The organism is Marinomonas atlantica (assembly GCF_001639725.1).
In the GTDB taxonomy this organism is placed as follows: Bacteria; Pseudomonadota; Gammaproteobacteria; order Pseudomonadales; family Marinomonadaceae; genus Marinomonas; species Marinomonas atlantica.
Map to the genome: position 1 here is coordinate 1 of NZ_LTAW01000012.1, position 25,415 is coordinate 25,415.

Annotated in this window: 22 protein-coding genes, 4 tRNA genes and 1 rRNA gene; 26 read left to right on the forward strand and 1 reads right to left on the reverse strand. The window is 46.0% G+C overall.

The features are described from left to right. The first annotated feature begins 166 nt into the window (after positions 1–166). A 5S ribosomal RNA gene (gene rrf, locus AYW75_RS16615) occupies positions 167–281 on the forward strand. Positions 282–671: 390 nt separating this feature from the next. Beyond that, positions 672–2,246 carry a glucan biosynthesis protein gene (locus AYW75_RS16620; RefSeq protein ID WP_231886236.1) on the forward strand — a complete coding sequence of 525 codons (1,575 nt, stop codon included), beginning with the start codon at positions 672–674 and terminating at the stop codon, positions 2,244–2,246. A 41-nt stretch (positions 2,247–2,287) separates the two neighbouring features. Here AYW75_RS16620 and AYW75_RS16625 read toward each other — a convergent pair whose 3' ends face one another. Next, entirely contained in the window at positions 2,288–2,719 is a 432-nt protein-coding gene (locus AYW75_RS16625; RefSeq protein ID WP_067101956.1) for a GNAT family N-acetyltransferase, read from the reverse strand. A 79-nt stretch (positions 2,720–2,798) separates the two neighbouring features. Here AYW75_RS16625 and AYW75_RS16630 point away from each other — a divergent pair, with 79 nt between their 5' ends. From AYW75_RS16630 to rplW, 24 genes are all read left to right on the forward strand, one after another. Next, positions 2,799–3,968: an alpha/beta hydrolase gene (locus AYW75_RS16630; protein ID WP_067101959.1), complete on the forward strand. Its 1,170-nt coding sequence runs from the start codon at positions 2,799–2,801 to the stop codon at positions 3,966–3,968. Positions 3,969–3,993: 25 nt separating this feature from the next. Further along, positions 3,994–4,947: a biotin--[acetyl-CoA-carboxylase] ligase gene (locus AYW75_RS16635; protein ID WP_067101961.1), complete on the forward strand. Its 954-nt coding sequence runs from the start codon at positions 3,994–3,996 to the stop codon at positions 4,945–4,947. Then, on the forward strand, positions 4,931–5,665 hold the full coding sequence (locus AYW75_RS16640; RefSeq protein WP_231886237.1) for a type III pantothenate kinase: 735 nt from the start codon (positions 4,931–4,933) through the stop codon (positions 5,663–5,665). Before AYW75_RS16635 ends, AYW75_RS16640 begins: the two co-directional genes overlap by 17 nt. Then, positions 5,666–6,409: an SPOR domain-containing protein gene (locus tag AYW75_RS16645; RefSeq protein ID WP_067101967.1), complete on the forward strand. Its 744-nt coding sequence runs from the start codon at positions 5,666–5,668 to the stop codon at positions 6,407–6,409. It abuts the gene before it with no gap. A 75-nt stretch (positions 6,410–6,484) separates the two neighbouring features. Next, positions 6,485–6,568, forward strand: a tRNA-Tyr gene (locus tag AYW75_RS16650). Between the two features lie 7 nt (positions 6,569–6,575). Then, positions 6,576–6,650 (forward strand) — tRNA-Gly (locus AYW75_RS16655). Positions 6,651–6,656: 6 nt separating this feature from the next. Further along, positions 6,657–6,732, forward strand: a tRNA-Thr gene (locus AYW75_RS16660). Positions 6,733–6,850: 118 nt separating this feature from the next. Further along, positions 6,851–6,926, forward strand: a tRNA-Trp gene (locus AYW75_RS16665). A 40-nt stretch (positions 6,927–6,966) separates the two neighbouring features. After that, entirely contained in the window at positions 6,967–7,335 is a 369-nt protein-coding gene (secE, locus tag AYW75_RS16670; RefSeq protein ID WP_067101970.1) for a preprotein translocase subunit SecE, read from the forward strand. 9 nt (positions 7,336–7,344) lie between these two features. Beyond that, complete coding sequence (gene nusG, locus AYW75_RS16675) at positions 7,345–7,878, forward strand: transcription termination/antitermination protein NusG (protein WP_067101973.1); 534 nt, start codon at positions 7,345–7,347, stop codon at positions 7,876–7,878. Positions 7,879–7,926: 48 nt separating this feature from the next. Continuing rightward, positions 7,927–8,361: a 50S ribosomal protein L11 gene (rplK, locus tag AYW75_RS16680; protein ID WP_067101975.1), complete on the forward strand. Its 435-nt coding sequence runs from the start codon at positions 7,927–7,929 to the stop codon at positions 8,359–8,361. Next, a complete protein-coding gene (gene rplA / locus AYW75_RS16685) occupies positions 8,361–9,056 on the forward strand; it encodes a 50S ribosomal protein L1 (protein WP_067101978.1) in 696 nt (231 codons plus the stop codon). Before rplK ends, rplA begins: the two co-directional genes overlap by 1 nt. Before the next feature lie 215 nt (positions 9,057–9,271). Then, complete coding sequence (rplJ, locus tag AYW75_RS16690; RefSeq protein ID WP_067037047.1) at positions 9,272–9,772, forward strand: 50S ribosomal protein L10; 501 nt, start codon at positions 9,272–9,274, stop codon at positions 9,770–9,772. Between the two features lie 78 nt (positions 9,773–9,850). Beyond that, complete coding sequence (gene rplL, locus AYW75_RS16695) at positions 9,851–10,222, forward strand: 50S ribosomal protein L7/L12 (protein WP_067037049.1); 372 nt, start codon at positions 9,851–9,853, stop codon at positions 10,220–10,222. 187 nt (positions 10,223–10,409) lie between these two features. Further along, complete coding sequence (rpoB, locus tag AYW75_RS16700) at positions 10,410–14,510, forward strand: DNA-directed RNA polymerase subunit beta (protein WP_067102038.1); 4,101 nt, start codon at positions 10,410–10,412, stop codon at positions 14,508–14,510. Between the two features lie 66 nt (positions 14,511–14,576). After that, the gene (rpoC, locus tag AYW75_RS16705; RefSeq protein ID WP_067101980.1) at positions 14,577–18,779 is read left to right on the forward strand and encodes a DNA-directed RNA polymerase subunit beta'; all 4,203 of its coding nucleotides are present in this window, start codon (positions 14,577–14,579) and stop codon (positions 18,777–18,779) included. Between the two features lie 133 nt (positions 18,780–18,912). Then, complete coding sequence (gene rpsL / locus AYW75_RS16710; RefSeq protein WP_013659444.1) at positions 18,913–19,284, forward strand: 30S ribosomal protein S12; 372 nt, start codon at positions 18,913–18,915, stop codon at positions 19,282–19,284. Between the two features lie 96 nt (positions 19,285–19,380). Further along, complete coding sequence (gene rpsG, locus AYW75_RS16715; RefSeq protein WP_067037053.1) at positions 19,381–19,854, forward strand: 30S ribosomal protein S7; 474 nt, start codon at positions 19,381–19,383, stop codon at positions 19,852–19,854. 18 nt (positions 19,855–19,872) lie between these two features. Further along, entirely contained in the window at positions 19,873–21,960 is a 2,088-nt protein-coding gene (gene fusA, locus AYW75_RS16720) for an elongation factor G (RefSeq protein WP_067101983.1), read from the forward strand. 40 nt (positions 21,961–22,000) lie between these two features. Beyond that, positions 22,001–23,224 carry an elongation factor Tu gene (gene tuf / locus AYW75_RS16725; protein WP_067101985.1) on the forward strand — a complete coding sequence of 408 codons (1,224 nt, stop codon included), beginning with the start codon at positions 22,001–22,003 and terminating at the stop codon, positions 23,222–23,224. Between the two features lie 197 nt (positions 23,225–23,421). Continuing rightward, positions 23,422–23,733, forward strand: a complete 312-nt coding sequence (gene rpsJ / locus AYW75_RS16730; RefSeq protein WP_012071937.1) for a 30S ribosomal protein S10 — start codon at positions 23,422–23,424, stop codon at positions 23,731–23,733. Between the two features lie 128 nt (positions 23,734–23,861). After that, entirely contained in the window at positions 23,862–24,500 is a 639-nt protein-coding gene (rplC, locus tag AYW75_RS16735; RefSeq protein WP_067101987.1) for a 50S ribosomal protein L3, read from the forward strand. 10 nt (positions 24,501–24,510) lie between these two features. Continuing rightward, positions 24,511–25,116, forward strand: a complete 606-nt coding sequence (rplD, locus tag AYW75_RS16740; protein WP_067037062.1) for a 50S ribosomal protein L4 — start codon at positions 24,511–24,513, stop codon at positions 25,114–25,116. Next, the gene (gene rplW, locus AYW75_RS16745; protein WP_067037064.1) at positions 25,113–25,409 is read left to right on the forward strand and encodes a 50S ribosomal protein L23; all 297 of its coding nucleotides are present in this window, start codon (positions 25,113–25,115) and stop codon (positions 25,407–25,409) included. The genes rplD and rplW overlap by 4 nt, the downstream gene beginning before the upstream one ends. Positions 25,410–25,415 lie beyond the last annotated feature (6 nt).

A 25,415-nucleotide genomic window follows, 5' to 3' on the forward strand; every position in this document is an offset into this window, starting at 1 on the left:
TGTGAAGAAAACACAACCGCTGTACTACAGACTACGATACCAACACTGGTTTGATACTTGGTTATCACTATTTCAAAAGTTTTATTGTTAAAGACTCAAGTTCACGAACTTGCGTGTTTTGGCTAAGGCAAACAGAAGCCACCCAAAACGATCGCAAACCCGTTTGCTTGACGATCATAGAGGCGTTGAACCACCTGATCCCATCCCGAACTCAGAAGTGAAAGGCGCCATCGCCGATGGTAGTGTGGGGGATCCCATGTGAGAGTAGGTCGTCGTCAAGCATCATACAAAGGAAGCCCTGATAGCCATGCTGTCAGGGCTTTTTTACGTCTGGGGATTAACCAAAGCTTATGCGGTGCTCACTTACCTTTGTAAGCTGCAGTACTCGCTTCCGCTTCTGTGCCCCGCTTGCGCCTGTCTTATAAATCGAAGTGTTACAAAGAAAAGTGCGCCTTGTGGGATCAATCATAAAAGGTATTGACTCATCAGCTTCTCTTTTGAATTTAGTACTGACTAATTCAACTTTCTTTACCTAAAGTCAGGTATATGTCTAAAACGACTTTTCGTAGCATTAGTATTTATTACTTCATGGGAATTTAAAGGGTTTCGTTTTGTCATCTTATCAAAGTCTTAAGCAAAGGATGTTTTTTGGGCAGCTAAAGAAAAGCGCTATGCAAGCGCTGTTGGCTGTGGGTGCACTGGCAAGTGTGACAGCATGTGCGGTAACGCCATCAGTCAATCCTGAAGAAGGGGAGGGGTTTGATTACGCTTGGTTAAAAGGGTATGCCAAGAACCTTTCTGAAAAGACCTATAGGAGTCATCAAGGCGAGGTGCCAGAGGTATTGTCGGGCCTTGATTGGGATGAATATCAGCAGTTGCACTTCAAACGGGATGAAAGTCTATGGCAACAGGATGACACGAATTTTCGTGCGGGCTTTTTCCACTTAGGGCAAGGGTTTGTATCACCGATCCAAGTTAACGTGATTGAGGACGGCAAATCGCACCCCGTGGAGTACGATGCAGGCATGTTTGATTATGGTAAAACGCCCGTCAATGGCGAGCGCTTACCAAAAGACTTAGGCTTTGCAGGATTTCGTATGCAGTACGGCACAGACTGGGAGCGCGACATCGTTGCATTCTTAGGGGCAAGCTACTTTCGTGCTGTCGGCGCCGAAATGCAGTATGGTTTGTCCGCACGAGGCCTAGCGGTGAACACTGCAATGGACGAGCCTGAAGAGTTTCCTGTGTTTACGCATTTCTGGTTTGAAAAACCACAGCCGGGCTCAGATACGGTAACGATTTACGCGTTAATGGATTCAGAGAGTATTACCGGTGCATACCGCTTTGATATGAAAGCTGGAGAGCCGTTGACCATGCGTGTGGATTCAGCGTTGTACCCTCGCAAAGAGATTGAGCGTTTAGGGGTAGCTCCCCTGACCAGTATGTACATGATTGGTGAAAATGACCGTCGTACAAATTATGACTGGCGTCCTGAGATTCACGACTCTGATGGTTTGGAGCTATTGACGGGCAATGGTGATTGGATTTGGCGTCCACTCGGTAATCCTGAACAGCTACGCTTTAATGCCTATATGGATAACAATCCTCAAGGATTTGGTTTAATGCAACGCGATCGTAACTTTGATCACTATCTAGATGATGGTGTGTTTTATGAAAAGCGTCCTAACCTTTGGATTGAGCCGATTGGCAATTGGGGTAAGGGATCTGTTCAGTTGATTGAGATTCCTACGCTGGATGAAACATTCGACAACATTGTTGCATTTTGGAACCCTGCGCAGGAGATCAAACCAGGGCAAGAGCTTTTATTCAGCTATAACATGTACTGGGGCAGTCAAGCACCATTTGAATCTGGTAAGGCCACTGTGCAAAGCACTTATACTGGTATCGGTGGGGTAGTAGGTAAAAAGCGCGAATACTATAGCAAACGTTTTGCCATCGATTTTGAAGGCGAGATTTTCGATATGCTAGGTAAGACGGCGGAAGTGAAGCCTGTGATCGAAGCCTCACGTGGTCGTGTTGAGATTACCTCAGCCCGCCCTCAAGCTCATATTGGTGGTTACCGTGCCATGTTTGATCTAGTACCTTTAGGTGACTTGCAAGAGCCCATTAATATCAAAGTCTATTTGGAAGCGAATGGTCAAAAACTGTCTGAAACATGGTCGTATCAGTGGAACCCTCCAGCGCAGAAAGATCGAGATCTGCATAATGCCGGTCATTTGAAGTAATTAGAGGTGCCCCATGATCTGGGGCGCTTTTAATTCAAGTGTTAACTGACGAACCGCATAGCAACTAAGTTAGGTTGTTTTATTCTATAGCGTTGCAGTCTTCCGTAAAGATCTTCGGGTAGGCTGTTCTCGTTCTCAATCAGTGCAAAGCCGCTGCGTTGATAAAACTCTATAAGTTCCGGCTGATTTAAACAGTAACTGACTTGTTTTTCGAGCGCAGGCTTTAGGGCGGCTAAAAGCGCTGCAGCATAACCTCTATTACGATAGTCGGGGTGTGTGACGAGTCCGGTTAGAAGTACACAGTGTGTTAGCGGTTTTAGTCGCACCGCCGACTTTATTAGCGCTCCATCTTTAATAACCCATATTGGCTCTGATTTGTTTGGCTTTCCGCTTGGGTAATATGCTTGATAGAACTTCTTAACAAGCGGAAACCATAGGGCTTCAACGGGCCTTGGGTTGATTGAACTGTTCAAATTCGTTGCCTGATGCTAGTGATTTGTTTTATATCCGCTATCATAAGCGTTTCGTTTAAATGCTCAATGGGATAGAACAATGCGCCTGCATCGATTTGTAATGACTTTTCTACTTGCCAGCATATCGTGCTGTATTTCTGCTAATGAGTGGGTGCAATTGAAAGGTGAGCCTTTTGTGGAATACCGTGAGCGCCTTAGTCATTTCATCACTGGCCGCAAGGCTTGGGTAGACGCTAATAAAGGTACTATGGAGGTAGAAGCCGTGCTGCCCTATGAGCGTTTTCCTGATAAGTCTTGTTCGGGTCCGAAAATCGGTGTCCTTATGTTTCATGGTCTTTCTGACTCTCCTTTTGCTTTAAGAGACTCCGCCCAAGCTCTTTCAGATAACTGTATTTATACGCGAGTAATGATACTGCCAGGGCACGGTACTAAAGCGGAAGACCTTATTGACGTAACTCGAGATGATTGGCGTGAAGCTGTGAACAATGCAACAGAGCAGTTCTCTAAACAGGTTGATATTGTCTATCTAGCTGGGTTCTCAACGGGTGGGGCTTTGGTAACGGAGTACGCATGGAATAATCCATCTGTCGTTGAGGGAGTTGTTTTGTTCTCCCCGTTATTCAAAATAAACAGCAGCATTGATTGGCTTGCACCTTTGCTTTCTCCTTTTATTGATTGGCTAGATCATCATGAGTCTGACGACTATGCAAAGTATGCATCAATTCCTGTCCCAGCGATGGCAGAAGCCTATGAGCTTGCGGAAGAGGTTCGACAAACGGTTGTGAATGCACCGGCTCGAGTTCCTGTGTTTTTAGCTCTATCAGAAGAAGATGCAACGGTTGATTCATCAGTAACTTTAGAGGTTTTTAATACCGCATTTAAAGAGCATCCTGATAGTGAAATGGTGCTTTACAGCGCTATTAAGCAAGCGGCATTTGATGAGCAAGTTGAGATTATTAATACGGACTTGCCTGAACAGCGTATTTTCGGGTTGGCTCATATGGCAGTTCATGGGGCTCCCCGTAATCCATATTATGGCGAGCAGGGTGAATACCGCATTTGTTCTTGGTATCTAGGGGAAGCAAACCGTTATCAAGAATGTCGAGAAGCACAACAAAACTGGTTTGGTGAGCGCTCAGATAAACTGTCTTCGCTCAGTGATGTCGCAGCAAGGTTGTCTTGGAATCCATATTTTGACGATTTAATGAAACGAGTGTCGATTTTTGTATCGGACGCTCGCGAGTTATAAAAAATAGTTAAGCGGAGAGCTCTATATGAGAGAAGTTCTGGCATTACTAAGTGACAGTAAGTTTCATTCAGGGGAAGAACTGGGGGAAGCGTTAGGGGTCACTCGAGCTGCTGTTTGGAAGCGCCTCAAAAAGCTGGAAACGTTTGGCATTAAAGTCCACTCTGTCAAAGGAAGAGGTTATCGTATTCCAGAGCCAATTCTATTGTTAGAAGAGTCACGGTTACGTAGTGCTGGCATTGATTTGGACATTGCCATCGACATTCCTTTCGAAACACCATCAACAAATGATGTGCTAAAACAGAAAATGGCATTGGGGGCTCGTCTACCTGCGTTGGTAGTGACAGAGCATCAAACACAAGGCAAAGGCCGACGTGGTCGAGCTTGGGAAAGTGGTGTGGCCAAAAACATAACCATGTCCTTTGCATGGAAGTTTGAGCAAGGCCCAAGTGTTATTGAAGGGCTAAGTCTTGCCGTTGGAGTAGTGATTGCTCAGGTGTTGAGACGCTTAGGCATACCTAATCCTGGTTTGAAATGGCCCAATGATATTCACGTAGATGGCCATAAAATATGCGGTATTTTACTGGAATTAGTCGCAGACCAAGATGTTTGTCGTGTCATTATAGGTATTGGCTTAAATGTTGAGTCGACAGAAGAGCAGCAAGAGAAAGTAGATCAACCTTGGACGGACTTGACTTCACGTTTGTCCCACACGCCGGATCGCAATGATATTATTGCTCAAATTACACAAGGCTTAGTGGAAATGTGTGAAGTTTTTGAGAAAGGTAATGGCTTGCATCACTATCACTCCCAGTGGCAGGCGTTTGATGTGCTTTATAATCAGCAAGTGACCGTTTATAGCGGAACGCGTCAGCAAGTAGGTATTGCCCGAGGGGTAGATTTTAGTGGGGCGCTAAAGCTAGAAACAAATGAAGGAGTTGAACTCCTTCATGGAGGAGAAATTAGTGTGCGAAAGCAATAGTACGCTGATCGTTGATGCCGGTAATACCCGAGTTAAGTGGACTCTTTTTAAAGGGGACAGAATAACGGATAAATGGGCACAAGAGACGCCAAGTAAAGATCGTATAGGTTCACCTAAAAACATTGTGTTAGCCAGCGTGCGTTCTGCTGAGCACGATGCCGTACTTACCTCGCTCATACATCGGTCCTTTCCTGAAAGTATGATTCATAGTATTCAATCTGAGTCAGAGGCATGTGGTGTGATTAACTCCTATGTGGAGCCAAGTCGATTAGGGGTGGATCGATGGTTGGCTATAATCGCGGCCTATCATATTTATGGCGGGCCGTTGGTTGTAATAGATGCTGGAACTGCGATAAAAGCAGACTTTGTGAGCGAAGAGGGAGTCCATCTAGGGGGATACATTGTGCCTGGAATAGAATTGATGCAGTCAAGTCTAGTAAGTCAAACTGCTAAGATTCGTTATGATGCCGCTGAGGTGACCTTGGAAGAAGGTGTTCCTAATAGCACTGCGGGTGCTGTATCTGCTGGTTGTTTAGAAATGGCCTTGGGATTTATACAGAGATTATATGCTAAACATGAGCAGGCTAAATGGTTAGCGACTGGCGGGGGGAGTCAAGCACTAATGAAGCGTTTGTCGATAGATTATGTGCTAGATGAGCATCTTGTGGCAAAAGGTGCAAAGTTTGTATTGGATGCTCGAATGAAGGGTGCTAAATAAATGAAATGGTTGTTTCTGCTGACGGTCCTAGCTAACGCTGGGTTTGTTGCATGGTTGGGCTTTTCTGCTGCGGATAGCAAAATTGAGAAAGGAACTGTGTATGGTCCACCAGTAAGTGAGAAGATATACTTAATTGGAGAAGAGCATCCTGATAGTAATGTTGCATTGAGTACAAACGTGTACTCGAATGTACCTGCTTCGACGGCTGAGAGCGTAGCGGATGACGTGGGGCAGGCTGTAAATAGTATGTTGAAAAATAACGCCGCGGCAGTTATTGAGACAGAAAACTTGCTCTGCCCAGTTGTAGTATTAGAGCGTGATGCAGATCGTCGATTAGTGACTGAGGCTTTGAAAGAAGAAAAAATAGCCTTTACTCAGCAGGAAACGACGGGTAAACGAGATAAATTCTGGCTTTATATCTCAGCGCCTGCAACAACAGCCCAAGCCCAAGATATAGTCGCTCGACTAAAATTAAAGCGTATAGACAGCTATATCATTTCTCGTGGCGACATGAAAAATCGAATTTCATTAGGGCTGTTTTCTTCTCAGGAGCGTGCCGAGCAGGCGCAAGTGTCGATTACAGAGCGCTCAGGGATGCCTGTAAATGTGTACCCACATCAACGCAGCGTAAAACTTTATGAATTACTGTTAGATCAACCAATAACAGAGCAGGCATGGGAAAATTTCTTACAAACGCTGGATTTATCCAAGCTGTTAATAAAAATAGAAAAAAATCCTTGCTAGTGCTTGCAATTGAAAATCTGATTCATATAATGGCTCCCACCTTTTGAGGTGTTGCTAGCAACGCTTTGAAGTCGTGGAGGGGTTCCCGAGTGGCCAAAGGGAGCAGATTGTAAATCTGCCACGAAAGTTTCGGTGGTTCGAATCCACCTCCCTCCACCATTAATTCGCGGGTATGGTATAGTGGCTATTACCTCAGCCTTCCAAGCTGAAGAGGCGGGTTCGATTCCCGCTACCCGCTCCAGCTTATGCTCATGTAGCTCAGTTGGTAGAGCACACCCTTGGTAAGGGTGAGGTCGGCAGTTCAAATCTGCTCATGAGCTCCAGCATTTCTCAATGCTAAAACTGGCAGATTTTAAGTTGCCAATTTTATTGTCTGTTTTTTGGGCAATACTGCTTGCTAAATCTAAGTAAGTCGGTATAATTCTCCGCCCATACGAATGTAGGCCAATAGTTCAATTGGTAGAGCACCGGTTTCCAAAACCGGCTGTTGGGGGTTCGAGTCCCTCTTGGCCTGCCATATTTCGTATCCAATTTCTTAGCTAGGGATCACCTGAAGTATGAGTTCGAGTGCTGAAACTCAAGAGTCTCGCGGAGACGTTTTTAAGTGGGCGATTGTTGTCCTTCTTACGGCTACGGCGGTCGTTGGTAACAATTATTTTTCTGCTGAGTCATTGCTGTATCGCTTGATTGCTGTTTTGGTTCTAGCTGGTATTGCTGGCTTTGTTGCGCTGAATACGGCTAAAGGGCGTTCTTTTGCGAAATTAGCGAAAGAGGCGAAGACCGAAATTCGTCGTGTTGTATGGCCAACGAGACAGGAAACGGTTCAAACAACGTTGATCGTTTTGGCGGTTGTTATTTTTATGTCTCTCGTACTGTGGGGAGTTGATTCACTCCTTGGTTGGATCGTTTCCGCAGTAATAGGTTAGGAGTTGCTCGTGGCGAAACGATGGTATGTGGTACAAGCGTACTCAGGTTATGAAAAGCACGTAATGCGCTCGCTCAATGAGCGTGTTGGCATTATGGGTATGGAAGATCATTTTGGCGATATCCTAGTTCCTACTGAGGAAGTGGTTGAAATTCGCGATGGCAAGAAGCGTAAGAGTGAGCGTAAGTTCTATCCAGGTTATGTGTTGGTGCAAATGGATATGAATGATGACTCTTGGCACCTTGTCAAAGGAACAACGCGTGTACTTGGCTTTATTGGCGGTACAGCGGACAAACCATCACCGATCACTGATCGAGAAGCAGATGCGATTCTGCAGCGAGTCAATGAAGGTGTGGATAAACCTCGTCCTAAGACCTTATTTGAAGTAGGTGAAGTGGTTCGTGTTAACGAAGGTCCATTTGCTGACTTTAATGGTGTGGTTGAAGAGGTTGATTACGATAAAAGCCGAATCAAAGTGGCGGTGCTTATTTTTGGGCGCTCGACACCGGTTGATTTGGAATTTAGTCAGGTTGAGAAAACCTGATAGTACTAATCGGGTAGCCTACGGGCTGTGACCCATCTGGAGTAAAAAATGGCTAAGAAAGTCCAAGCTTACATTAAGCTGCAAGTTAAAGCGGGTCAAGCGAACCCAAGTCCACCAGTTGGTCCTGCACTAGGTCAGCACGGTGTGAACATTATGGAATTCTGTAAAGCATTCAACGCGAAAACACAAGGCGTTGAGCCAGGTCTTCCAACACCAGTTATTATCACTGTATATAGTGACCGTAGCTTCACATTTGAAACGAAGTCTACTCCAGCCTCTGTATTGCTTAAAAAGGCAGCGGGTTTGAAGAGTGGTTCTCCACGTCCAAATACTCAGAAAGTTGGTACGGTTACTCGTGCTCAACTAGAAGAGATTGTTGTTGCGAAGCAAGCTGATTTGACTGCTTCTGACATGGATGCTGCCGTACGTACTATCGCAGGTAGTGCACGTGCAATGGGTCTAGATGTTGAGGGTGTGAACTAATGGCTAAGCTAACTAAACGCGCTCGCTTGATCGCTGAAAAAGTTGAAGCAACGAAACTGTACTCTGTAGAAGAGGCAATGTCTCTTCTATCTGAACTTTCTACTGTTAAGTTCAAAGAGTCTGTAGATGTATCTGTAAATCTTGGCGTTGACCCACGTAAATCTGATCAGGTTGTTCGTGGCTCTACAGTGCTTCCTAACGGTACAGGTAAAGACGTTCGCGTTGCTGTATTCGCTCAAGGTGCAAACGCTGAAGCTGCTAAAGAAGCAGGTGCAGACGTTGTTGGTTTTGAAGACCTTGCTGAACAAGTTAAAGCTGGCAACCTAGACTTTGATGTTGTAATCGCTTCTCCAGATGCGATGCGTATCGTTGGTCAACTAGGTCAGATTCTTGGTCCTCGTGGTCTTATGCCAAACCCTAAAGTGGGTACTGTAACACCTGATGTTGCGACTGCAGTTAAAAATGCTAAAGCAGGTCAAGCGCGCTACCGTACTGACAAAAATGGTATCATCCACGCTGGCGTTGGCTCTATTGACTTCGCTGCAGATGCTATTCTAGGCAACCTTGAAGCGCTTTTAGCTGACTTACGTCGTGCTAAACCAGCCTCTTCAAAAGGTGTCTACATGAAGAAAGTGACTTTGTCCTCTACAATGGGACCTGGTCTACAAATTGATTTAGGTGCGTTAAGCTTCTAAGTCAGAGCTTTGGGGTCTGTACCTTGTGTATAGGCCGTCAAAGACCGCAGGAGTCGATGATTTAATTATAGTGTTGAGAAGCACTTGTCCTGCGCAGATGGTGTGGCCCGATTCAGAACATAAACTGGATCCAAATCACCAGTAAGTACTCCGGAAGTTTCTTTCGGGGAGTTGGTAAATTTGGGGCGTAGCCCTGCTAATCCAGGAGAAAACCAGTGGCATTAGGTCTAGAAGACAAAAAAGCCATTGTCGCCGAAGTTAGCGAAGTTGCTAAAGGCGCCTTGTCTGCTGTAGTAGCTGACTCTCGCGGTGTAACCGTGACTGACATGACTGCTCTTCGCAAACAAGCACGCGAAGCGGGTGTTTACGTACGTGTAGTACGTAACACACTGGCTCGCCGCGCAGTTGAAGGCACTGACTTCGAATGCTTGACAGAAAGCTTCGTTGGTCCAACTCTTATCGCATTTTCTAACGAGCACCCAGGTGCGGCAGCTCGTTTGTTGAAAACTTTTGCGAAAGAGAACGACAAATTTGAAGTGAAAGCATTGGCGTTCAACGGTGAGTTGATCCCAGCTGGCGACATCGATCGTTTGGCAACATTGCCAACATACGACGAAGCAATCGCGAAACTAATGAGCGTTATTCAAGGTGCGACAAGCAAACTTGCGCGTACTCTTGCGGCGATTCGCGATCAGAAAGAACAAGAAGCAGCGTAATACTAAAACGCACTTACTTGAATTCAATTGGTTTTTGTTGCCGTATAGGCAACTACAAAATGTTAGGAAATCTGAGTCATGGCTCTAACTAAAGAAGATATCATCAATGCAGTAGCAGAAATGTCTGTAATGGACGTTGTTGAACTGATCGAAGCAATGGAAGAGAAATTCGGCGTAACTGCAGCAGTTGCTGCAGCTGCAGGTCCTGCTGGCGATGCTGGCGCGGCTGCTGAAGAGCAAACTGAGTTCGACGTAGTTCTTACTGGTGCTGGTGATAAGAAAGTTAACGTTATCAAAGCTGTACGTGGCGCAACTGGTCTAGGCCTTAAAGAAGCGAAAGCAATGGTTGACGGCGCTCCAGCAACTGTTAAAGAAGGCGCTTCTAAAGAAGAAGCTGAAGAGCTTAAGAAAGCTCTTGAAGAAGCAGGTGCTTCTGTCGAAATCAAGTAATAATGTTGCTTGTTTCTCAAAAGTTCGGCATCTAGTCGGATCGGCTGGTGGTATTTTGCCACCGGCCTTTTTGGGTTTCTAAAACCCGATTAAATATTTATTATTATATCGAGAGACAAATCTCTCGATTTCGGTAGGCCTGATTAAGAGGCCTTTTGCGTCAATGTGCACAAGCTGGGGAATGCTGATGGCTTACTCATATACTGAGAAAAAACGTATCCGTAAGGATTTCGGTAAACTGCCGCCCGTTTTGGATGTGCCATACTTGCTGGCAATTCAGCTTGAATCCTACCGTAACTTCTTGCAGGAAGGTAAAAATTCTGCAGAGCGTGGGGAACTGGGTCTGCATGGGGCCTTTAAATCTGTCTTTCCAATGGTCAGCTTTTCCGGCAATGCGGCGCTAGAATACGTCGATTACCGTTTGGGCAAGCCAGTATTTGATGTAAAAGAGTGTCAGTTGCGTGGTGTTACGTATGCCGCTCCTTTACGTGTTCGTGTGCGTCTTATCATTTATGATAAAGAGTCTGCGAACAAGGCAATCAAAGACATTCGTGAGCAAGAAGTCTACATGGGTGAAATTCCACTCATGACAGAAAATGGTACCTTTGTTATTAATGGTACTGAGCGTGTTATTGTCTCTCAATTACACCGTTCACCTGGTGTGTTCTTCGACCATGATCGTGGCAAGACGCATTCATCAGGTAAGCTTCTACATTCTGCTCGTGTGATTCCTTACCGTGGTTCTTGGTTGGACTTCGAGTTTGATCCAAAAGACTGCGTGTTCGTTCGTATCGACCGCCGTCGTAAACTGCCTGTAACAATTTTGTTGCGTGCATTGGGTTTTGGTACTGAAGAAATTTTAGACACTTTCTTCGATACAACTGGTTTCTATTTAAGCCGTGACGGCGTTGAAATGGAGCTGATAGCTAGCCGTTTACGCGGTGAGACAGCTCAATTTAACATCGCTGATCAAAACGGTGAGTTGATCGTTGAGGAAGGTCGTCGAATTACGGCTAAACATATCCGCCAGATGGAAAAAGTAGGTCTTGAGCGTCTCTCAGTTCCTCTTGAGTACCTGTTGGGTAAAGTGACAGCTAAAAACCTTGTGCATCCAAGCACAGGCGAGTTAATTGCTGAAGCGAACACAGAAATGTCTGTTGATCTGCTAGAAGCTTTAGTGGCTGCTGGCATTGAAGAAATACAGGTTCTTTACACGAACGATCTTGATCACGGCCCGTTTGTTTCTGATACCTTGCGTATCGATCCGACAAATAATCAACTAGAGGCATTGGTAGAGATCTACCGTATGATGCGTCCTGGCGAGCCGCCAACTAAAGAATCAGCAGAATCCTTGTTCCAAGGTCTGTTTTTCTCAGAAGATCGTTACGATCTTTCTGGTGTTGGTCGTATGAAGTTCAATCGTCGTTTAGGTCGTGATGAAGATGAAGGTCTAGGTATTCTAGATAACGACGACATCATTGCTGTTCTGAAGACATTGTTAGATATCCGTAACGGTAATGGCATGGTCGATGATATCGACCATCTAGGTAACCGTCGTATTCGTTCTGTCGGCGAAATGGCCGAGAACCAATTCCGCGTTGGTTTAGTACGTGTAGAGCGTGCCGTGAAAGAACGTCTGTCTATGGCAGAAGCGGATGGCCTAATGCCTCAAGACCTTTTGAATGCGAAGCCAGTTGCGGCCGCGATCAAAGAGTTCTTTGGTTCTAGCCAACTGTCGCAGTTTATGGACCAAAACAACCCGCTTTCAGAAGTGACTCACAAGCGTCGTGTTTCGGCATTAGGCCCAGGTGGTTTAACGCGTGAGCGCGCAGGCTTTGAGGTTCGAGATGTACATGCAACGCACTACGGTCGTGTATGTCCAATTGAAACACCGGAAGGTCCAAACATCGGTTTGATCAACTCGCTATCTACTTACGCGCGTACTAATAGCTACGGCTTCTTAGAAACGCCTTACCGTAAGGTAGTGGATGGCAAAATGACCGACGAAACGGTTTACGTTTCTGCGATCGATGAAGCGAAATACGTTATTGCCCAGGCATCGGTTAATGTCGATGAAGAGGGTCGCTTGGTAGATGAGCTGGTTCAGGTTCGTCACATGCATGAAACGACTCTGATTCCGAAAGAAAAAGTAAATCTAATGGACGTGTCGCCACGTCAGGTTGTATCGGTAGCGGCATCGCTTATCCCGTTCCTTGAGCACGATGATGCCAACCGTGCCTTGATGGGATCAAACATGCAGCGTCAGGCTGTACCAACGCTAATCGCTGAAAAACCAGTGGTCGGTACTGGTATGGAGAAAAACGTAGCGAAAGACTCAGGTGTTTGTATCGTAGCCCGTCGTGGTGGAGCAATCGAGTCTGTTGATGCAAGCCGCATCGTCGTTCGTGTTAACTCTGAAGAAACAGAGGCTGGCGAAGCGGGTGTAGATATCTACAACCTAACGAAATACGTTCGTTCGAACCAAAACACATGTATTAACCAGCGTACATTGGTGCTGAAAGGCGACAAAGTATCTCGCGGTGACATCATGGCCGACGGCCCGTCTGTCGACATGGGTGATTTGGCCCTTGGTCAAAATATGCGTATTGCGTTCATGCCTTGGAACGGTTTCAACTTCGAGGACTCGATCTTAGTATCTGAGCGCGTAGTAGAAGAAGATCGTTTTACATCGATTCATATCCAAGAGCTAACGTGTGTGGCTCGTGATACGAAGCTTGGACCTGAAGAAATTACCTCTGATATCCCGAACGTAGGTGAGGGTGCTCTGTCTAAACTGGACAGCTCAGGTGTGGTTTATATCGGTGCAGAAGTAGAGCCTGGTGATATTCTAGTTGGTAAAGTGACGCCGAAAGGCGAAACACAGCTAACACCAGAGGAAAAGCTTTTGCGTGCGATCTTCGGCGAGAAAGCATCAGACGTAAAAGATACGTCACAACGTGTTAAAACAGGTACGCGCGGTACAGTTATCGACGTACAGGTGTTTACACGTGATGGCATCGAAAAAGATGATCGCGCTAAGTCGATTGAGAAATCTCAATTGGATGAAGTTCGTAAAGATCTTAACGAAGAATTCCGTATCGTTGAAAAAGCAACATTTGAGCGTCTAGCTGAAGCGTTGATTGGTCAACAAGCTGAAGGTGGTCCAAGTCTTGCTCGCAATGCTGTGATCACTGAAGATTACCTAGCTAATCTTGATCATCCTGAGTGGTTTAAGATCCGCGTGGCGAATGAAGAAGCCAGTGAGCAGCTTGAAAAAGCACAAGCGGCTTTGATTGAACGCCGTAAAGAGCTTGATGCGAAATTTGAAGATAAAAAACGTAAACTGCAAACAGGCGATGATTTAGCACCAGGCGTGTTGAAAATCGTTAAAGTTTACGTAGCGATTAAACGCCGTATCCAGCCAGGTGATAAAATGGCCGGTCGTCACGGTAACAAGGGTGTGATCTCTAAGATCATGCCTGTTGAAGATATGCCGTATGACGAAAACGGTGATCCAGTTGATATCGTACTAAACCCATTGGGTGTACCGTCTCGTATGAACGTAGGTCAGGTACTGGAAACTCACTTGGGTGCAGCAGCGAAAGGCTTGGGTCGTAAGATCGACGAAATGCTCAAAATTGAGCGTGAAAAAGCTGAAACTGTTAAAGAACTTCGTGTTTTCCTAAACGAAATCTATAACGGCTACGAAGACGATTTGCGTCCAGCTCGCTCAGAAGACCTAGACAGTTTCTCTGATGAAGAGATTCTTGTGCTAGCGGCTAACCTTAAGAAAGGTGTGCCAATGGCGTCTGGTGCTTTTGATGGTGCTAAAGAAGCGGAGATTAAGCGTATGCTTCGTCTTGCTGGCATTAACGAGAGTGGTCAAATCAAACTTTTCAACGGCCGTACTGGTGATGCCTTCGAACGTCCTGTAACTGTTGGTTACATGTACATGCTGAAGTTGAACCACTTGGTAGATGATAAGATGCACGCTCGTTCTACTGGCTCGTACAGCTTGGTAACTCAACAGCCGTTGGGTGGTAAAGCGCAATTCGGTGGTCAGCGTTTCGGTGAGATGGAGGTATGGGCACTAGAAGCATACGGTGCCGCCTACACGCTTCAAGAAATGTTGACTGTTAAGTCGGACGACGTGAACGGCCGTACTAAGATGTATAAAAACATCGTAGATGGTGATCACCGCATGGAACCAGGCATGCCTGAATCCTTCAACGTATTGGTGAAAGAAATCCGTTCTCTTGGTATCGATATCGAGCTAGAAAACGAATAAGCACGAATCACATTTGACCTGCTGGGAAGGTAAGCCTTCCCAGCCTTACGAGTGGGGCGAATATCCATGAAAGACTTATTAGGTCTTCTAAAAACACAGGGACAATCAGAAGAGTTTGATGCGATTCGCATTGGCTTAGCTTCTCCAGATATGATTCGTTCATGGTCTTATGGTGAAGTTAAAAAGCCAGAAACCATCAACTACCGTACGTTCAAACCAGAACGTGACGGTCTGTTCTGTGCCAAAATTTTTGGTCCTATTAAGGACTATGAGTGCTTGTGTGGTAAATACAAGCGTCTGAAGCACCGTGGTGTCATTTGTGAGAAGTGTGGCGTTGAAGTGGCGTTGTCGAAAGTGCGTCGTGAACGCATGGGACACATCGAGTTAGCTTCACCGGTTGCTCACATCTGGTTCCTAAAATCTCTGCCATCACGTATCGGTCTTATCATGGATATGACACTGCGTGATATTGAGCGTGTACTTTACTTCGAATCATTCATCGTGATTGACCCAGGCATGACAACGCTTGAGAAAGGTCAGCTACTGAACGACGAGCAGTACTTCGAAGCTTTAGAAGAATTTGGCGACGAATTTGACGCTCGTATGGGTGCCGAAGCAATTCAAATGCTTCTTCGTGACATGGATCTGCCTGAAGAAATCAGCACCATGCGCGAAGAGTTGAACGCAACTAATTCTGAAACACGTATTAAGAAGCTTTCTAAGCGTCTTAAACTGATTGAAGCTTTCCATCATTCTGGTAACAACCCAGAGTGGATGGTGTTAAATGTTCTACCAGTATTGCCGCCAGATCTTCGCCCTCTAGTACCACTAGAAGGCGGCCGTTTTGCGACGTCTGATTTGAACGATCTATACCGTCGAGTTATCAACCGTAATAACCGTCTTAAGCGCCTTCTTGAGCTGTCAGCTCCAGACATTATCGTACGTAACGAAAAACGTATGTTACAAGAGTCTGTCGATGCGCTATTGGATAACGGTCGTCGCGGTCGTGCAATCACAGGTTCAAACAAGCGTCCTCTGAAATCTTTGGCTGACATGATCAAAGGTAAGCAGGGTCGTTTCCGTCAAAACCTTTTGGGTAAACGTGTAGATTACTCTGGCCGTTCTGTAATTACAGTAGGTCCATCACTACGTTTGCACCAGTGTGGTTTACCTAAGAAAATGGCACTTGAGCTATTCAAGCCATTCATTTTCTCTAAACTAGAACTTCGTGGCATGGCAACAACCATCAAAGCTGCGAAGAAAATGGTTGAGCGTGAAACACCAGAAGTATGGGATATCCTAGATGAGGTTATCCGCGAACATCCAGTGATGTTGAACCGTGCGCCAACACTTCACCGTTTGGGTATCCAGGCTTTTGAGCCGATTCTAATCGAAGGTAAAGCGATTCAGTTGCACCCATTAGTGTGTGCGGCTTACAACGCCGACTTTGATGGTGACCAAATGGCGGTACACGTACCGTTGACGATTGAAGCACAGCTTGAAGCACGTGCGTTGATGATGTCTACCAACAACATCCTATCGCCTGCCAATGGTGAGCCGATCATCGTTCCTTCTCAGGACGTTGTATTGGGTCTGTACTACATGACGCGTGATAAAATTAACGCGAAAGGCGAAGGCATGGCCTTTGCTGACATCAAAGAAGTACATCGCGCCTATGGTTCAAAGCAAGTTGAGTTGCACGCGAAGATCAAAGTTCGTGTTAGTGAAGTAGATACAACGCTAGAAGGCGAAAAAGTACCTGCTACATTTATCGCCGACACAACCGTCGGTCGTGCATTGTTGTTTGATATCGTGCCTGATGGCCTTCCATTCTCGGTCATTAACCAGCCGATGAAGAAGAAAGCGATCTCTAACTTGATCAACCAGTGTTACCGCAAAGTTGGTTTGAAAGAAACGTGTGTTTTTGCTGACCAGTTAATGTACACAGGTTTTGAATATGCGACAGCGTCTGGTTCTTCTGTAGGTGTTGATGATTTTGTTATCCCACCAGAAAAAGTGACGATCATTGCGCAAGCCGAAGAAGAAGTTAAAGAAATCGAATACCAATTTGCCGATGGTCTTGTAACGCAAGGCGAGAAGTATAATAAGGTAATCGACTTATGGTCTCGTACTAACGAAACTGTTACTGAAGCCATGATGAAAAACTTGGCAAAAGAAACGGTTATCGATAAAGACGGGAAAGAAGTTGAGCAGCAGTCATTTAACTCTGTTTACATGATGGCCGACTCTGGTGCCCGTGGTAGTGTGGCTCAGATGCGTCAGCTTGGTGGTATGCGTGGTCTGATGGCGAAACCGGATGGTTCCATCATCGAGACACCGATCACAGCGAACTTCCGTGAAGGTCTATCGGTACTACAGTACTTTACCTCGACTCACGGTGCGCGTAAGGGTCTTGCCGATACCGCTTTGAAAACGGCTAACTCAGGTTACTTAACGCGTCGTCTAGTAGATGTTGCGCAAGACTTGGTTATCACTGAAGTAGACTGTGGTGCGAAAGAAGGCTTGCTTGTTAGTGCCTTGATCGAAGGTGGTGACGTAGTTGTGCCTCTAGGTCAGCGAGTGCTGGGCCGTGTGGTTGCACAAGACGTCATCGATTCGAAAGGTGAGCTTGTGGTTGAAGCTGGCGTTCTTATTGATGAGCACAGTGTGCGTGCCATTGAAGCTGCCGGTGTGGATGAGATGATCGTACGCTCGGTTATCAGCTGTGAGACGAAGCACGGTGTTTGTGGCATGTGTTACGGTCGTGACTTGGCTCGTGGTCATTTGGTTAACATTGGTGAGGCTGTTGGTGTTGTTGCCGCACAGTCAATCGGTGAGCCAGGTACACAGCTTACCATGCGTACCTTCCACATTGGTGGTGCGGCTTCTCGAGCGTCTGCAGTAGACAGTGTTCAAATTAAGAGTGCCGGTACTGTACGTTTCCATAAGATGAAGAGCATTGAGCGTGAAAACGGTCAACTAGTAGTTGCTTCGCGTTCATCTGAATTGGCTATTGCCGATGAGGCGGGTCGTGAGAAAGAGCGTTACAAGCTTCCATACGGTGCTGTACTAAGTATCCGTGAAGGTGATCAAGTGACCGCAGGTCAGGTGGTTGCTAACTGGGATCCGCATACCCACCCAATCGTATCTGAGATGCAAGGTAAACTTGAATTCTCTGGTATGGATGAGGGGGTTACTATTCGTCGTCAATCGGATGAGCTTACGGGCTTAACGACGATTGAGGTCTTAGAAATGCGTGATCGCCCATCGTCTGGTAAAGATATTCGTCCAACTATCTCGGTAGTGGATGAAACGGGTGCACCTGTGATGATTCCGGGCACGGAAATGCCAGTGCAGTACATGTTGCCTGAAAAAGCTCTTTTGAGCTTGGATCATGGCTCAACAGTTAAGTCTGGTGAAGTACTAGCGCGTATCCCGCAAGAATCTCAAGGTAACAAAGATATTACCGGTGGTCTGCCACGCGTAGCTGACTTATTTGAAGCGCGTCGTCCGAAAGATCCTGCTGTCATGGCAGAAGCAACGGGTGTGGTAAGTTTTGGTAAAGAGACAAAAGGTAAGATCCGTTTGGTTATCACACCACAAGATGGTGGCGATCCAATCGAAACTCTGATTCCAAAATGGCGTCAGATCAACATCTTCGATGGTGAAGAAGTTGCTAAAGGTGAGATCATTGCTGACGGTCCTTTGAACCCGCATGATATCTTGCGTCTTCAAGGTGTTGTAGCGCTAGCTGACTACATTACCAACGAAGTACAAGAGGTTTACCGTCTACAGGGCGTAGGCATCAACGATAAGCACATCGAAGTTATTGTGCGTCAGATGCTTCGTAAAGTAGACATCGCTGATTCGGGTGATACTAACCTGATTCAGGGTGATCAAGTAGAATACACACAAATGCAAGAAGCGAACGAAGCTGCAGAAGCAGAAGGTCGTTTCCCTTCTAAGTACGAGCGTGTACTGCTTGGTATTACTAAAGCTTCATTGGCAACTGAGTCATTTATCTCTGCGGCATCGTTCCAAGAGACGACTCGTGTACTAACTGAAGGTGCAGTAACTGGTAAGAAAGACCATTTGCGTGGTCTGAAAGAAAACGTTGTAGTAGGTCGTCTGATTCCAGCTGGAACAGGTTTGGCTTACCATAGCGGCCGCAAAGCTAAGAAAGAGCTTGCGAAAGCAGCAGTTGAAGGTAGTGCTTCAGTAAGTGCTTCTGATGTAGAAGAAGCGCTAAGTGCAGCATTAAAAGACTAAACACTGTTGATATATGCATGGGAGGTGAATTTTTGTTCGCCTCCCTATTGACTGTTTTATAGGCGCAAATTAAACTTGCGCCTCGTTATTTTTGGCGATTTCCGCCAATAGACTTGGATGTGGAGCTTGTTAAATGGCAACCGTTAACCAGTTGGTTCGTAAACCACGTAAACGTAAAGTGGCAAAAAGTGACGTTCCTGCGTTGCAAGCTTGTCCGCAACGCCGTGGCGTCTGCACACGTGTATACACTACTACGCCTAAGAAGCCGAACTCGGCTTTGCGTAAAGTATGTCGTGTTCGCTTGACGAACGGCTTCGAAGTAACTTCATACATCGGTGGTGAAGGCCACAACCTACAGGAACACAGCGTAGTGCTGATTCGTGGCGGTCGTGTAAAAGACCTTCCAGGTGTTCGTTACCACACAGTGCGTGGTAGCCTAGATACTTCTGGCGTACAAAATCGTAAGCAAGGCCGTTCTAAATACGGTACTAAACGTCCTAAGTAAGCTATCAAGCTGCTTTAATCGTTTAGACATAATTTTTTAATACAGTAAGGCCGAGCACAGAGATGGTCTCGGACTCACCTGAAGAGGACATAACCCATGCCTAGAAGACGCGTAGTCGCAAAGCGTGAAATACTTCCGGATCCTAAACACGGAAGCCAACTGCTTGCTAAATTCATTAACCACGTAATGGTTAGTGGTAAGAAATCTGTTGCAGAAAGCATCGTTTACAATGCTTTGGAAACAGTAGCGCAGCGTACTAAATCTGAAGACCCAATGTCGGTTTTCGAAAAAGCACTTGAATCTATCCAGCCAATGGTTGAGGTTAAATCTCGCCGTGTTGGTGGTGCTACATACCAAGTACCTGTAGAAGTTCGTCCGGCACGTCGTTCAGCGCTATCTATGCGTTGGTTAGTAGACGCTGCTCGTAAGCGTGGTGAGAAGTCAATGGCACTACGTTTAGCAGGCGAAATTCTAGATGCGTCTGAGAATAAAGGTTCAGCTGTTAAGAAACGTGAAGACGTTCACCGTATGGCTGAAGCGAACAAAGCGTTCTCGCACTACCGTTTCTAATCTTCCGGAGAAGCTTAAGTGGCACGTAAGACACCCATCAATCGTTACCGCAATATTGGTATTTGTGCGCACGTTGATGCGGGTAAGACGACAACTACTGAGCGTGTTCTGTTCTACACCGGTCTTTCTCATAAGATCGGTGAAGTCCATGATGGTGCAGCCACCATGGACTGGATGGAGCAGGAGCAAGAGCGTGGTATCACGATTACTTCAGCAGCAACAACTTGCTTCTGGAGTGGCATGAATCAGCAGTTCGATCAGCACCGCATTAATATTATCGATACCCCAGGTCACGTAGATTTTACCATCGAGGTAGAGCGTTCTTTGCGTGTGCTTGATGGTGCCGTAGTGGTGTTGTGTGGATCCTCTGGTGTGCAGCCTCAGACGGAAACTGTATGGCGTCAAGCAAACAAATATGAAGTGCCTCGTATGGTATTCGTCAATAAGATGGATCGTACTGGTGCGGATTTCTTCAGTGTCGTAGGGCAACTCGAAGATCGTTTGGGCGCAAATGCAGTGCCGATTCAAATTAACATTGGCACTGAAGAAGATTTTGCCGGTGTAGTTGATTTGTTGAGCATGAAGGCCATTATGTGGAACGAAGAAGATCAAGGGATGACCTATGATCTTGAAGATGTTCCGGCAGACTTGGTTGGCGTCGCTGAAGAGTGGCGTGAAAAAATGCTTGAGGCCGCCGCGGAAGCAAATGAAGAATTGATGGATAAATACCTTGAAGAAGGTGATCTGTCAGTCGAAGATATCAAGAAAGGGTTACGAATTCGTACGCTAGCTAACGAAGTTGTATTAGTAACCTGTGGGTCTGCATTTAAGAATAAAGGAGTGCAGGCTGTACTTGATGCTGTTGTTGAATATCTGCCATCACCTTTAGAAGTGAAAGCGATTGAAGGCACCTTAGAAGATGCTGAAACCGTTGTGGCTCGTGAAGCAGATGACAGCGCACCATTTGCCTCTTTAGCATTTAAAATTGCTACGGACCCGTTTGTGGGCACATTAACTTTTGTACGTGTATATTCTGGCGTTCTAAGTTCAGGCGACGCAGTATACAACTCGGTTAAGCACAAAAAAGAGCGTGTGGGCCGTATGGTTCAAATGCATGCAAATAACCGTGAAGAGATCAAAGAAGTACGCGCAGGCGACATTGCTGCTTTGATTGGTATGAAGGATGTGACGACAGGGGATACGTTGTGTGACGGCAAAGACATTGTTGTACTCGAGCGTATGGAGTTTCCTGAGCCAGTGATATCTGTCGCTGTTGAGCCTAAATCTCAAGCGGATCAAGATAAAATGGCTGTGGCTCTTGGTAAGCTTGCGCAGGAAGATCCTTCTTTCCGCGTAGAGACACACGAAGAGACAGGTCAAACCATTATTTCTGGTATGGGTGAGCTACACCTAGACATACTTGTGGATCGAATGAAGCGTGAATTTAAAGTTGACGCGAACATCGGTAAGCCGCAAGTGTCATACCGAGAGAAAATTCGCAAAGAAGTGGAAGTTAACCACAAATTTGTGCGGCAATCAGGTGGTCGAGGACAGTACGGCCACGTAATAATGAAGCTTATTCCTACCGATAAAGAAGGCTTGGAGTTTGTGAATGAGATTGTCGGCGGTGCTATTCCTAAGGAATACATCCCAGCTGTCGAAAGAGGCATTTCAGAGCAAATGAAGAACGGTGTTGTTGCTGGCTACCCATTACTTGGGTTGAAAGTGGTATTGTTCGATGGTTCATTCCATGATGTTGACTCTAATGAAATGGCCTTTAAAATTGCAGCCTCTCAAGGCTTGAAGAAAGGTGCTGCTGACGCAGAGCCTTGTGTTCTTGAGCCCGTAATGAAAGTAGAGGTTGTAACTCCTGAAGAATACATGGGGGACGTGATGGGAGACCTGAATCGTCGCCGAGGACTTGTTCAGGGGATGGAAGATTCCTTGTCTGGTAAAATTATTCGAGCGGAAGTGCCGTTAGGTGAAATGTTCGGATATGCAACAGACGTGCGTAGTTTGTCGCAAGGGCGTGCAAGTTATGCAATGGAATTTCTGAAATACGCTGAAGCGCCAGCTAGTGTGGCAGACGCGATCATTAAAAATTAAATTTAATCATCATACTTACTAATCATAAGGTGTATGTATCATGGCAAAAGCTAAGTTCGAACGTAGTAAACCACACGTTAACGTTGGTACAATCGGTCACGTTGACCACGGTAAAACTACCCTAACAGCAGCACTTACTCGCGTATGTGCTGAAGTATTTGGCGGTACAGCGGTAGCGTTTGACGGTATCGATAATGCTCCAGAAGAGCGTGAGCGTGGTATCACAATCGCAACGTCTCACGTAGAGTACGATTCTCCAACTCGTCACTACGCACACGTAGACTGTCCTGGACACGCCGATTATGTTAAAAACATGATCACTGGTGCTGCTCAAATGGATGGTGCGATCCTTGTTTGTGGTGCGACTGATGGTCCTATGCCTCAAACTCGTGAGCACATCCTTCTTTCTCGTCAAGTAGGTGTACCTTACATCGTAGTATTCCTAAACAAAGCAGACCTTCTAGCTGAAGACTGTGGCGGCGCTGACACTGAAGAATACGCTGAGATGCAAGAGCTTGTAGAAATGGAACTACGTGATCTTCTATCTGAGTACGACTTCCCAGGTGATGACACTCCAATCATCCCAGGTTCTGCTCTAATGGCTCTTAACGGCCAAGATGAAAACGAAATGGGTACTACAGCTGTAACTAAACTAGTTGAAGCTCTAGATAACTACATTCCAGAGCCAGAGCGTGCAATCGACGGTGCATTCATCATGCCTATCGAGGACGTGTTCTCTATCCAAGGTCGTGGTACTGTAGTAACAGGTCGTGTTGAGCGTGGTATCGTTAAAGTTGGTGAAGAAGTTGAAATCGTTGGTATCAAAGATACTACGAAAACGACTTGTACTGGCGTTGAGATGTTCCGTAAGCTTCTAGACGAAGGTCGTGCTGGTGAGAACTGTGGCGTACTACTACGTGGTACTAAGCGTGATGACGTTCAGCGTGGTCAAGTACTAGCTAAGCCTGGTTCTATTAACCCACACACTGAATTCGAAGCAGAAGTATACGTTCTGTCTAAAGATGAAGGTGGTCGCCACACTCCTTTCTTCAAAGGTTACCGTCCACAGTTCTACTTCCGTACAACTGACGTAACTGGTGCTTGTGAGCTTCCAGAAGGCGTAGAAATGGTAATGCCTGGTGATAACATCCAGATGACTGTATCTCTAATTCACCCAATCGCGATGGACGAAGGTCTACGTTTCGCGATCCGTGAAGGTGGTCGTACAGTAGGTGCTGGTGTTGTTGCTAAAGTTCTTAAATAATTCAAGCTTCGCTTAATTTATTTATAGCTGTATAAAAAAGGTCGCTCAAAAGGGCGACCTTTTTTTATAGGTGCTGTTTTCAAATTGGTTACTTGACAACCAATTTCTAAACGGCTAACATTCGCCGTCCTTAAATAAGGATGGTAGGTCAAATTCTGTACAGATGACTTATCTGAACATAGTATTTGGAGTTGGAAATGCAAAGCCAAAAGATCCGTATTCGTTTGAAAGCTTTCGATCACCGTTTGATTGATGCTTCAACGCAAGAGATTGTGGACACTGCTAAGCGCACAGGCGCTCAAGTACGTGGTCCGATTCCGCTTCCTACTCGCAAAGAACGTTACACAGTACTGATTTCTCCTCACGTGAACAAAGATGCACGTGATCAATACGAAATCCGTACTCACAAACGTGTTCTAGACATCGTTGAGCCAACTGAAAAAACAGTTGACGCTCTAATGAAGCTAGACCTTGCGGCAGGCGTGGAAGTACAAATTTCTTTGGGTTAATTCCCAAAGGTTTTAGGGGTGCGATAACCAACAGGTATCTGTTGGCCTAAGCACAATAGTGGAATGATCTGGAATGATCAGCCGTAGCGGGTGATAGCCCCGTACACAACTGGCAATTGAGGTATAAAATGGCTATTCAATTAGTCGGACGTAAAGCCGGAATGACACGTATCTTCAACGAAGAGGGTGTATCCGTGCCAGTAACCGTTATCGAGGTTGAACCGAACCGTGTAACGCAGGTGAAAGACTCAGAAACTGACGGCTACTCAGCTGTACAAGTTACTGTAGGTTCTCGCCGTGCAAGCCGTGTAAACAAAGCTGCTGCAGGACACTATGCAAAAGCGAACGTTGAAGCGGGTCGTGGTTTGTGGGAGTTCCGCCTTTCTGGTGACGAAAAAGAAATTAATGTTGGTGATGAGCTGACTGTTGCGGATTTCGAAGCTGTATCCAAAGTTGACGTAATTGGTCAATCGAAAGGTAAAGGCTTCCAAGGTGCAATTAAGCGTCACAACTTTAGCATGCAAGATGCTACTCACGGTAACTCATTGTCTCACCGTGCTCCTGGTTCCATCGGTCAATGTCAAACACCTGGTCGTGTTTGGAAAGGCAAAAAGATGGCTGGTCACATGGGCGCAGCTCAAGTAACAACTCAATCTCTTGAAGTTGTTCGCGTTGATGCTGAGCGTAACCTTATCCTTGTAAAAGGTGCGGTTCCTGGCGCTGTTAATGGTGACGTAATCGTTCAACCAGCAGTTAAAGCTCGCTAAGGGGTAGACAATGAACTTGAATCTAACAGGTGCTGAGGGAACTGTAGAAGTTTCTGATGTAACCTTCGCACGTGAATACAACGAAGCGCTAGTTCACCAGGTTGTTACTTCTTACCTGGCTGGTGCTCGTCAAGGTACTCGTGCTCAGAAAACTCGCTCTGAAGTAGCTGGTGGTGGCCGCAAACCTTGGAAACAAAAAGGTTCTGGTCGTGCGCGTGCTGGTACGATCCGTAGTCCTCTATGGCGTTCTGGTGGCGTTACGTTCGCTGCGAAAAACCAAGACCACTCTCAGAAAGTAAACAAGAAGATGTACCGTGCAGCAATGCGCACCATCTGGTCTGAGCTTGCTCGTCAAGATCGTCTTGTTGTAGTTGAAGAGCTTTCTATCGAAGCTCCAAAAACTAAGCTATTCAAAGCTAAAATGGCTGAATTGAATGTTGAAAACGCGCTTGTAGTTGCGCAAGAGCTAGACAGTAATCTGTTCCTAGCTGCGCGTAACATTCCGAACGTTGACGTTCGTGATGCAGCGTCTATTGACCCTGTTAGCTTGATCGCATACGACAAAGTGTTGTTGACAGTTGGTGCTCTGAAACAAGTTGAGGAGGCACTAGCATGATCGGCGAACGCATTTATAAAGTATTGTTAGGTCCACACATCTCTGAGAAAGCGACTATCGTTGCCGAAGGTAACGGTCAGTATGTATTCCGCGTTGTTAACAACGCGACGAAACCAGAGATTAAACAAGCAATCGAAGCGTTGTTTGAAGTCAAAGTAGAATCTGTTCGCACGTTGAACCAAAACGGTAAAACTAAGCGCACAGCTCGTGGTCTAGGCAAGCGTAACGACGTTAAAAAAGCGTACGTACGTTTGGCAGAAGGCCAAGAAATTGATTTCTTGGGCGCTGAATAAGGGGAG